Source organism: Caulobacter sp. B11, from assembly GCF_002737765.1.
GTDB lineage: Bacteria > Pseudomonadota > Alphaproteobacteria > Caulobacterales > Caulobacteraceae > Caulobacter.
Window position 1 is genome coordinate 1 of the sequence record NZ_PEGG01000125.1, and the last position, 10,055, is coordinate 10,055.

General features: G+C 69.0%; 8 protein-coding genes and 2 pseudogenes. 6 read left to right on the forward strand and 4 right to left on the reverse strand.

What is annotated here, in order from left to right:
• The first annotated feature begins 65 nt into the window (after positions 1-65).
• The 5 genes and pseudogenes from CSW58_RS06510 (at position 66) to CSW58_RS06530 (ending at position 4,691) form a co-directional block, all read left to right on the forward strand.
• Entirely contained in the window at positions 66-1,286 is a 1,221-nt protein-coding gene (locus tag CSW58_RS06510) for an alanine--glyoxylate aminotransferase family protein (protein ID WP_236627687.1), read from the forward strand.
• Positions 1,287-1,407: 121 nt separating this feature from the next.
• Positions 1,408-2,307: pseudogene (gene puuE, locus CSW58_RS06515) on the forward strand (allantoinase PuuE); the annotation flags it as partial.
• Between the two features lie 10 nt (positions 2,308-2,317).
• Entirely contained in the window at positions 2,318-2,842 is a 525-nt protein-coding gene (gene uraD, locus CSW58_RS06520) for a 2-oxo-4-hydroxy-4-carboxy-5-ureidoimidazoline decarboxylase (protein WP_099446743.1), read from the forward strand.
• On the forward strand, positions 2,839-4,023 hold the full coding sequence (locus CSW58_RS06525; protein ID WP_099446744.1) for a urate hydroxylase PuuD: 1,185 nt from the start codon (positions 2,839-2,841) through the stop codon (positions 4,021-4,023). Before uraD ends, CSW58_RS06525 begins: the two co-directional genes overlap by 4 nt.
• Positions 3,993-4,691 carry a TetR/AcrR family transcriptional regulator gene (locus tag CSW58_RS06530; protein WP_369825098.1) on the forward strand — a complete coding sequence of 233 codons (699 nt, stop codon included), beginning with the start codon at positions 3,993-3,995 and terminating at the stop codon, positions 4,689-4,691. Before CSW58_RS06525 ends, CSW58_RS06530 begins: the two co-directional genes overlap by 31 nt.
• Here CSW58_RS06530 and CSW58_RS06535 read toward each other — a convergent pair.
• Both CSW58_RS06535 and epmA read right to left on the reverse strand, forming a co-directional pair.
• Positions 4,688-5,731, reverse strand: a complete 1,044-nt coding sequence (locus CSW58_RS06535; RefSeq protein ID WP_099446745.1) for a lysine-2,3-aminomutase-like protein — start codon at positions 5,729-5,731, stop codon at positions 4,688-4,690. The two genes, CSW58_RS06530 and CSW58_RS06535, sit on opposite strands and share 4 nt — an antisense overlap.
• A gap of 59 nt (positions 5,732-5,790) precedes the next feature.
• Positions 5,791-6,854, reverse strand: a pseudogene (epmA, locus tag CSW58_RS06540) (EF-P lysine aminoacylase EpmA).
• A 122-nt stretch (positions 6,855-6,976) separates the two neighbouring features.
• Here epmA and efp point away from each other — a divergent pair.
• Positions 6,977-7,543 (forward strand): elongation factor P, encoded by a 567-nt coding sequence (gene efp, locus CSW58_RS06545; RefSeq protein WP_099446746.1) that lies wholly within the window; start codon positions 6,977-6,979, stop codon positions 7,541-7,543.
• Between the two features lie 74 nt (positions 7,544-7,617).
• Here the strand turns inward: efp and CSW58_RS06550 are convergent, their stop codons facing one another.
• Together CSW58_RS06550 and CSW58_RS06555 are read right to left on the reverse strand one after the other, a co-directional pair.
• Positions 7,618-9,282 (reverse strand): alkaline phosphatase family protein, encoded by a 1,665-nt coding sequence (locus CSW58_RS06550; RefSeq protein WP_099446747.1) that lies wholly within the window; start codon positions 9,280-9,282, stop codon positions 7,618-7,620.
• Positions 9,270-9,893: a glycine betaine ABC transporter substrate-binding protein gene (locus CSW58_RS06555; RefSeq protein ID WP_236627689.1), complete on the reverse strand. Its 624-nt coding sequence runs from the start codon at positions 9,891-9,893 to the stop codon at positions 9,270-9,272. The genes CSW58_RS06550 and CSW58_RS06555 overlap by 13 nt, the downstream gene beginning before the upstream one ends.
• Positions 9,894-10,055 lie beyond the last annotated feature (162 nt).

A 10,055-nucleotide genomic window follows, 5' to 3' on the forward strand; every position in this document is an offset into this window, starting at 1 on the left:
GTATTCCTTGCCAGCCCATCCCGACCCTTCGGGTCGTCCGGGATGACAAGCCTATGGATAGTGACATGAGCACCTTCGGCGAACTCGATCCCCCGCCCCGCCTGCTGATGGGTCCCGGCCCGATCAATGTGCATCCGCGCGTGTTGCGGGCCATGTCGGTGCAGCTCCTCGGTCAGTTCGACCCGGAGTTCACCGGCTATATGAACGAGACCATGGCCCTGTACCGCCAGGTGTTCCAGACCCAGAACCGCTGGACCTTCCTGGTCGACGGCACCTCGCGGGCCGGGATCGAGGCGGCGCTAGTCTCGGTGCTGGCCCCCGGCGACGATGTGGTGGTGGTCAATGCCGGCCGCTTTGGCCTGCTGCTGTCCGAGATCGCCGAGCGCTGCGACGCCCGCGTCACCCTGGTCGAAGGCGAATGGGGCCAGGTCATCGACCCGCAGGCGGTCGAGGACGCCGTGGCCCGGGTCAAGCCGCGCCTGGTGGCCTGCGTGCACGGCGACACCTCGACCACCATGGCCCAGCCGATCGAGGCCATCGGCGAGATCTGCCGCCGCCACGACGCCCTGCTCTATGTCGACGCCACCGCCACCCTGGCCGGGATGAGCGTGCCTGTGGATAACTGGCAGGCCGACATCGTCACCGCCGGCCTGCAGAAGTGTCTGGGCGGTCCCTCCGGCTCGGCCCCGATCACCATCAGCGACCGCGCCGCCGAGCACATCGCCAGCCGCCGCCACGTCGAGCGCGGCATCGCCACCGCGGGCGCGGTCAGCGGCAATGGCCGCCGCATCGCCTCCAACTATTTCGACCTGGCGATGATCATGGACTACTGGTCCGACAAGCGCCTGAACCACCATACCGAGGCGGCCAGCATGCTGTATGCGGCCCGCGAATGCGCCCGGGTGGCGCTGGAGGAAGGCCTGGAGGCCCGCTTCGCCCGCCACGCCGCCGCCGGCGCGGCGGTGGTCGCGGGGGTCGCGGCGATGGGGCTAAGCGTCTATGGCGACCAGGCCCACAAGATGACCAATGTCACCGGCGTCTGGATCCCGTCCGGCGTCGACGGCGACCGCGTACGGGCCCGGATGCGCACCGAATTCGAGATCGAGATCGGCACGGCCTTCGGCCCGCTGACCGGCAAGATCTGGCGGATCGGGGCCATGGGGGTCAATGCGAGGAAGCACGCGGTGCTCACCACCCTGGCGGCGCTGGAGGCGGTGTTGCGCTGGGAAGGCTTCGGCGCGACGCCGGGGGCCGGGGTCGATGCGGCGGCGGCGGTGTTTTCGTGAGCGTGATCCAAGACCCCCCTCCGGCCCTCTGGGCCACCTCCCCCAAAGGGGGAGGATCTACACACAAGATGCTCCCCCCTTGGGGGAGCTGTCGCGAAGCGACTGAGGGGGGTTACGGCGCATGACCTACCCCCGCGACCTCAAGGGCTACGGCGAACACCCGCCCCAGGCCCAGTGGCCCAACGGCGCGCGCATCGCCGTGCAGTTCGTGCTCAACTACGAGGAAGGCGCCGAGCGCTCGGTGCTGGATGGCGACCCGGCGGCCGAGCACTTCCTGTCGGAGATGGTCGGCGCCCAACCGGTGCCTGACGCTCGCCACATGTCGATGGAGAGCCTCTACGAATACGGGTCGCGCGCCGGCTTCTGGCGCATCCGGCGACTGTTCGAGGACTTCGGCTATCCGGTGACCGTGTTCGCCGTGGCCCAGGCCCTGGAGCGCAATCCCGACGTGGTGGCGGCGATGCAGAACTATGGCTGGGAGATCGCCAGTCACGGCTATCGCTGGATCGACTACCAGCACTGTCCCGAGGACCTGGAGCGCGAACACATCCAGCGGGCCATCGAGATCCACACCCGCCTGACCGGCGAGCGGCCGTTGGGCTGGTACCAGGGCCGCACCAGCCCCAACACCGCCCGGCTGATCGCGCAGGAAGGCGGCTTTGTCTATGACGCCGACAGCTATGCCGACGACCTGCCCTATTGGGACGACCAGCACGGCAAGCCGCAGCTGATCACGCCCTATACGCTGGACGCCAACGACATGCGCTTCGCCGCGCCCCAGGGCTTCAACAGCGGCGACCAGTTCTTCGCCTATCTCCGCGACGCCTTCGACGCCCTCTATCTGGAGGGCGAGACGGCCCCGAAGATGATGAGCATCGGTCTGCACGGCCGCATCGTCGGCAAGCCCGGCCGGATCATGGCCCTGCGCCGCTTCCTCGAACACGTGGCGGCCCACGACCGGGTCTGGGTGGCGCGACGTATCGAGATCGCCCGGCACTGGATCAAGACCCATCCGTACGGGGAACGGCGGCATGAGCGGCGCCCCGCCCCTGACCCTGGCCCGCCTCAACAGCATGAACCGCACGGGCTTCACCACCGCCCTGGGCTTTGCCTTCGAGCTGTCGCCGTGGGTGGTGGAGCGCGCCTGGGACGCGCGGCCCTTCGCCTCGCTCGACGCCCTGCACGCCGCCATGATGGCTGGGCTGGAGAGGTCCTCGACCGCCGACAAGCTGGCCCTGATCCGCGCCCACCCGGAACTGGCCGGCAAGGCGGCGATCGCCAGGGACCTGACCGCCGAGAGCAATGCCGAACAGGCCAGCGCCGGGCTCGACAGGCTGACGGCCGAAGAGTTCGAACGCTTCCACGCCCTCAACGCCGCCTATGGGGCGCGCTTCGGCTTCCCGTTCATCATCTGCGTGCGGCTGAACGACAAGGCCTCGATCCTGGCGGCCATGCAGGCCCGTCTGGCCCATGACGAGCCATCGGAAATCGCCGAGGCGCTGCGCCAGATCGGCCTGATCAGCCAGCTTCGCCTGCAAGACGCGGTGACGGCATGACCTACGACCTGGCCGGCTGGCTGAACCTGGCCCTGCGCTGGCTGCACGTGATCGCCGGCGTCGCCTGGATCGGGGCCTCGTTCTATTTCGTCTGGCTGGACAACAATCTGCGCGCCCCGGATCCGCCCAAGGACGGGGTGAAGGGCGAGCTGTGGGCGGTGCACGGCGGGGGTTTCTATCACTCCCAGAAGTACATGACCGCCCCGGCCCACATGCCAGGCCACCTGCACTGGTTCAAATGGGAGGCCTACACCACCTGGCTGAGCGGCTTCGCCCTGCTGTGCGTGATCTATTACTGGGGGGCGCCGGTCTATCTGATCGACGCCGGCAAGCACGCCTTCACCCAGATCCAGGCGATCGGGACTGGCCTGGCCTTCATCTTCGGCGGCCTGCTGGTCTACGAGGCCCTGTGCCGCTCGCCCCTGGGCCAGAGGCCGCGGCTGTTCGGCCTGGTCTGGTTCGCCGTCCTGACCGCCGCCGCCTGGGCCCTGACCCAGCTGTTCAGCGACCGGGGGGCCTTCATCCATGTCGGGGCGATCATCGGCACGGCCATGGTCGGCAACGTGTTCCTGGTGATCATCCCCAACCAGCGCCGGATCGTCGCCGACATGCTGGCCGAGCGAGCGGTCGATCCGCGCCTGGGCGCGATGGGCAAGCAGCGCTCGGTGCACAACAATTACATGACCCTGCCGGTGCTGTTCATCATGATCAGCAACCACTATCCGGCGATCACCGCCCATGGCTCGGCCTGGCTGTTGCTGGCCCTGATCAGCCTGGGCGGGGTGTCGATCCGCCACTTCTTCAACCTGCGCCACCACGGCCAGACCCGGCACGAATTCCTGTTCATCGGGGCCATGCTGCTGTTCGCGGTCAGCGTGCTGGCCAGCACCCGGCCCCGGCCGCCGCAGACCCTGGACGCGGTGACCTTCCCGCAGGCCCAGGCCATCGTCCAGAAGCACTGCGTGACCTGCCACGCCGCCGTTCCGACCCACAAGGGTTTCACCGCGCCGCCCGCCGGCGCGGCCTTCGACACTCCGGCCGGCCTGGTCCGATACGCCCCGCGCATCCGCGAGCGGGCCGTCGAAAGCGCCAGCATGCCGCTTGGCAACGAGACCGGCATGACCGATGAGGAGCGCGCGCGACTCGGTGCGTGGATCGACGGCGGAGCAAAGACCCCGTGACGGACAAGCAGGCGGACCTGGTCCCGGCCGAACCGGCCCCGCGCCGACGCAACGCCGAACGCACCCGCAAGGCGATCATGACGGCGGCGCTGCGCGAGTTCGCCCAGGCGGGCTTCGCCGGCGCGCGGATCGAAAAGATCGTCAAGGCCGCCAAGTGCAATATCCGCATGCTCTACCACTATTTCGGCGACAAGAAGGGCCTGTACCTGGCGGTGCTGGAAACCGCCTATGAGGACCTGCGGGCCCGCGAGGCCGAGCTGGATATCGATGTCGAAAAGCCGCTGGAGGGCCTGCTGGCGCTGCAGCGCTTCACCTTCGACTATTTCGAGAAGAACCCGAAGTTCGAGGGCCTGCTGCGCAACGAGAACCTGGCGCACGGCAAGTTCGTGGCCCAGTCGCGCAAGGTCACCGAGACCGCCTTTCCCCTGCGCCGCACGATCGAGGCCCTGCTGGCCAGCGGCGTCGACAAGGGCCTGTTCCGCCCAGGTCTGGATCCCGTCCAGATCTATGTGACCATCGCCGCCCTGAGCCGCTTCCATCTGGCCGCCGGCTATTCGCTGTCGGTAACCCTGGACACCGACATGACGACGCCGGAGTGGCGCTCGGCGCGGCTGGACCACGCCCTGGCGGTGCTGGAAGGCTATCTGACGGCGACGATCCCCCGCTAGCGGGGGATCGTCGCCGTCGGCGGATAGGCGTGCGCCCGGCCGTTGGGATCCTCGACGGCGCCGTCGGCCAGATAGGTGGGCCCCACCGGCACCTTGCCGTGGCCGTCGGGGATATCGAGCACATAGGTCGGCTGGCACAGGCCCGAAAAACGGCCGCGAATGTCGCGCATCAGGGCCTGGCCCTCGGGCACGGAGACCCGCAGGTGCGAGGTGCCCGGCGCCAGGTCGCCCTGGTGCAGGTAATAGGGCCGGATCCGGGTCTCGACAAAGGCCCGCATCAGCCCGCCCAGGGCCTCGGGATCGTCATTGACGCCGCGCAGCAGCACCGTCTGGCTGAGCATGGGAATGCCGGCGTCGATGATCCGGGCGCAGGCGGCTCGCGCCGCCGGGGTCAGTTCGCGGGCATGGTTGGCGTGCAGGGCGACATAGACCGCCTTGTCGGTGCGCTTCAGGGCCGCGACCAGATCATCGGTCACCGCCGAGGGGTCGACGGCCGGCACGCGGGTGTGGAAGCGCACCACCTTCACATGCTCGACGGCGGCAAGGCGGTCCATCAGGTCGGCGATGCGGCGGGGCGACAGCACGAACGGGTCGCCGCCGGTGACGATCACCTCCCAGATCTCGGGCGCCCCGGCGATATAGGCGAAGGCGGCGTCCAGTTGGTCGGCCGACAGGGTCCCCTGCCCCTCGGGCCCGACCATCTCGCGGCGGAAGCAGAACCGGCAATAGACTGCGCAGGTGTGGGTGGGCTTGAGCAGCACCCGGTCGCGATAGCGGTGCACCACGCCCTCGACCGGGCTGTGGGTGAAGTCGCCGACCGGGTCGCCGTTCTCTTCGGGCAGAACCGTCAGCTCGGCCTCGTCGGGCAGGAACTGACGGGCGATCGGGTCATTGGCGTCCTCGACCAGCGCCGCCATCTCCGGCGTGATCGCCACGGCGTAGCGCGCCGCCACGGCCTCGAGCGCCGGCAGACGCTCGGCGGACACGAGCCCGGCTTGGGCCAGCGCCTGGGCGCTGCGGAGGGTGTGGGCGATGGTCATGGGAGCGGCGGGATATGGCCCATTGGCGGCCGCGAGGCAAATCGGGGATGTACGACGGGTCACCCCGCCACCGGCACCCACATCACCTGATCCACCCGCGTCGCCCCCGTTGCCAGCATCACCAGCCGGTCAAAGCCCAGGGCGCTGCCGGACGCCTCGGGCATGATTTCCAGGGCGGCGAGGAAGTCCTCGTCGATCGGATAGCGCTCGCCATAGATCCGCTGCTTGTCGTCCATCTCGGCGACGAAGCGGCGGCGCTGCTCGGCCGGGTCGGTGAGTTCGCCGAAGGCGTTGGCCAGCTCGACCCGCAGGCATAGAGCTCGAAGCGCTCGGCCACGCGCGGATCGCCAGGCTTGGGTCGGGCCAGGGCGGCCTCGGCCACCGGATACTCGCAGAGGATCGTCGCCCGGCCCTGCCCAAGGTTCGGCTCGACCTTCTCGACGATCACCCGGCTGAACACGTCGGCCCAGCTGTCGTCGTCGGCCACCCGGATCCCGGCCGCCCGTACCGAGGCGGCCAGGGCGTCGCGGTCGGTCTCGCCGCCGGGGCCCAGACTGGCCAGCAGGTCGACGCCCGCGTGACGCGCGAAGGCCTCGGCCACGCTCAGCCGTTCCGGCGCGGCAAAGGGATCGCAGGTCATGCCCCGGAACGAAAACACCCGACTTCCCGCCGTCTCGGCCGCCAGCGACATCAGGGCCGCGCAGTCGTCCATCAGGATCTGGTAGGGCGCGCCGGCCCGGTACCATTCCAGCATGACGAACTCGGGGTGATGCAGCGGGCCGCGCTCGCGATTGCGCCAGACCCGGGCGAAGTCGAAGATCTTTTCCTCCCCCGCCGCCAGCAACTTCTTGCAGGCGAATTCCGGCGAGGTGTGCAGGAAGAATTCCTGGTCGGGCTCGCCGGTCAGGCTCAGCATCGTGGTGGCGAAGGCGTGCAGATGGGCCTCGTTGCCGGGCGAGACCTGCAGGGCGGCGGCCTCGACCTCGACGAAGTCCTGGTCCTCGAACCAGACCCTCACGGCGCGGGTGATCGCGTTGCGGCCAAGCAGGAACGGTCGGCGATCACGGTGCCTGTCGGGCCGCCACCAGGGCGACCTTGGGGGCGAAGGCGCATCAGCGGGCACGGGACCTCCGCAACAGAGACTGGCGATCTTGCCGCGTTCGCTATAGGAGGGCGGACAGACGATCACCACCCTCTTCGCGCGGCCCCACAGGGCGGCGCCCGGAAAGCCTGAGGACTAACGCAGTGAAGGTAGCCGCCAGCTCGCTCCGCAAGGGCGCCGTCGTCGACATGGACAACAAGCTCTATGTTGTCCTGACCGTCGACAACATCCATCCCGGCAAGGGCACCCCGGTGACCCAGTTGAACATGCGCCGCATCAGCGACGGCGTGAAGGTGTCGGAACGCTACCGCACCACCGAGCAGGTCGAGCGCGCCTTCGTCGACCAGCGCGACCACACCTTCCTGTACCAGGACGCCGAAGGGTTCCACTTCATGAACCCGGAAAACTTCGACCAACTGGTCGCCACGCCCGACGTGGTCGGCGACGCCGCGCCTTACCTGCAAGAGAACATGACGGTCCAGCTGTCGACGCACAACGACGTGCCGATCGCCCTGGAACTGCCGCGCACCATGATTCTGGAAGTCGTCGACACCGAACCGTCGGTGAAGGGCCAGACCGCCTCGTCGTCCTACAAGCCGGCCCTGCTGAGCAATGGCATCAAGACCACCGTGCCGCCCTATATCGCCGTCGGCACCCGGGTCGTGATCCTGACCGAGGACAATTCCTACCAGGAACGCGCCAAGGACTAGGCTTGATCATCGTTTCGACGACTTGAAACGGCGCTGGGCGAACCAGCGCCGTTTTGCGTTTCCGATCCCGCGCCCTAGCAGGCCCCGCCGAGCGGCCGGCAGACGCCGTCCAGATCGGTCGGCGGCGTCACATGGGTGACTCCGGCCAGGGTCGGGGCGATGTCGACGGTTTCGATCGGCAGGACCCGGTCTCGGGCCGGCGCGCCCTTCCACCAGAAGATGATCGGGATCCGGCGGTCATAGTCCCAGGGCGAGCCGTGGCCGGCCACATAGGCTGAGCCGGCCGAGGCGGCGGTCAGGCCCGGCTGGAAGGCGATCAGGATGTCGCCCGAACGGCCGGGATAGGCGCTGCGGCGCTGACGCTCGCGCACGCTGTATTCGTCCGGCGACGTGCCCTTGGGCGGCGACTCGGCGATCAGCAGGGCGTTGATCTCATCGGCCTCATAGACCTCGGGCCGGGCGGCCAGCAGGGCCAGGGCGGCCTTGGCGAGGCGGGCGCGCTCGATCGGCGCGGGGGCCTTGCGGTCGGCCCCGACGATATAGAGCGAATTGATGCCGCCGGCCTGGACCAGCGGGTCGAAGTCCAGACCCAGGCCCTGGCGCAGCTCGGCGTTGACGCCCTTGAGCCAGGTCGAACCGGGTACCCGGCCGGCCTCGGCATAGCCCTCTTCCTTCAGCCGCTCAGGGAAATCCGAGCCGCCATGGTCGGCGGTCAGCACCACCAGCACCTCGCCCTTGGCCTTTTCCATGCGCTTGAGGAAGGTTTCAAGGCGGTCGTCCAGACGCAGCAGATGGTCGCACATCTCCGGCCCGCGCGAGCCGAAGCGGTGGCCGATGAAGTCGGTGGCCGACAGGCTGACGGTCAGCACGTCGACCGCGTCGCCGTCGCCGAGGCCGAACCGTTCGCGCAGGGATTCAGCGGCCTCCAGGGTCACGCGGTCGGTCCAGGGGCTGGTGACCAGGTCGCGCATGGCGTCGGCGGGGGTTTCGGCCTTGGGCAGCGGCAGGGCCGCGCGCCAAGCGCGGCCGCCGGTGACATAGTCGGCTTCGCGCGCCGCGCAGCGCTTGTTGTCATAGGTCCAGACGAACGGCTTCTTGGCCAGGTCGGCCCGTAGCTTCGCGTTGAGGTCGGCCACCGGCGCCAGCCGCGCCTTGGGATCCTGACCCGGCTCGACCCAGGTGGTGAAGCCGAAGCCCGCCGCCAGCCAGAACACGCCGTCGGCGCCGTGGCCGGCCATGTTGATCGCCCCGCGGTCCTTGCCCGACACGGCATAGACTCGGCTCTTGGGCGAAACCGCCTTGAGCCACTCGCCATAGGTCGAGGTCATCAGGTTCCTGGGGCTGACCCCCGGTTCGGCGGCGTCATGAGCCAGGACCACCGCGGGGTCGCCCATGCAATAGACCTTGGCCCCGGTCGTGGTGTCGTAGAAGTCGTTGGAGGTCACGCCGGTCTTGTTGGGGCTCTTGCCGGTCAACAGGGTGGAGTGGCCCGGGCAGGTCTCGGTCATGCCGTGCGACTGGTAGCCGCTGGGATAGACCACGCCCTCGCGCGCCAGGCGGCCCAGGCCGCCCTTGAAGCCGCCGCGATATTCCTCGAACAGGCTGGCGCTGAACTGGTCGATCGAGATGACCACCACCAGCTTGGGATCGGGTTTCCCGGCCGCCGCCTGGGCGGGGACGGTCAGCAGGGCGGCCGCGGCCAGGGCGCTGAGGGCGGCGAGACGGGTCAGGATACGCATGGCGGCAAATTGCCGGTTTCACGGCGGGACGCAACGGTGAAAACCCACCGGAAGGCTCGGTCATCGCCGCCGCCGGAAATCTGGCCTGAGACGAGGAAGCGAGCCCGTTCCCGCAACGAGCGGCCGCGACTAGCGCGCCAGGCTGTCGGCCAGGGTCCGCGCCGCCTCGGCCGGGGCCGCCTTCTCGGTGTCACGATCGACGCTGTAATTGGCGGCGCGCATGGCCTCGACCGAGATCGCGCCCTCCAGCCCGACAGGGCCGCGCGCAGCCGCCGGTCGCCCGCCCGCCCCGGCGCGATCAGCAACACCGCGTCATAGGGCGGCAGGGCGGCCCTGGGATCGCTCAGCACGACCAGATCGTCGGCGGCGATGCGTCCGTCGCTGGAAAAGGCCGAGATCACATCGGCCTCGCCCGAGCCCAGGGCCCGGTACATGAAGGTGGGCTGGAATTGCCGCTTGGCCTTGAAGTCCAGACCGTAGGCCCGCACCACCGACGCCCATTCCGGACGCGAGAAGAACTCCAGGTCGCCGCCCATCACCAGGTCCGGCGCGCGGCGGGCCAGGTCGTCCAGGCTGACGATCCCCAGGGCCCGGGCCTTGTCGCGCTTCATGGCCAGGCATAGGCGTTCTCGAAGCCCAGCGGGGCCAGCAGTTCGACGCCGTCGCGGCGGTTCAGCTCGGTGCGCAGGCCGTCCAGCACCGCCTGCCGACCAGGATTGTCCGTACGCTGAAGGACGTTGGCCCACAGGGTGCCGGAATAGTCGACATAGGCG

Excerpts from the sequence above, each read along its gene's own strand:
- CSW58_RS06525 (WP_099446744.1), top strand. The coding sequence starts at position 2,839 with ATGACCTACGACCTGGCCGGCTGGCTGAACCTGGCCCTGCGCTGGCTG.
- CSW58_RS06510 (WP_236627687.1), top strand. The coding sequence starts at position 66 with ATGAGCACCTTCGGCGAACTCGATCCCCCGCCCCGCCTGCTGATGGGT.
- CSW58_RS06555 (WP_236627689.1), bottom strand. The coding sequence starts at position 9,893 with ATGAAGCGCGACAAGGCCCGGGCCCTGGGGATCGTCAGCCTGGACGAC.
- CSW58_RS06535 (WP_099446745.1), bottom strand. The coding sequence starts at position 5,731 with ATGACCATCGCCCACACCCTCCGCAGCGCCCAGGCGCTGGCCCAAGCC.
- CSW58_RS06550 (WP_099446747.1), bottom strand. The coding sequence starts at position 9,282 with ATGCGTATCCTGACCCGTCTCGCCGCCCTCAGCGCCCTGGCCGCGGCC.
- uraD (WP_099446743.1), top strand. The coding sequence starts at position 2,318 with ATGAGCGGCGCCCCGCCCCTGACCCTGGCCCGCCTCAACAGCATGAAC.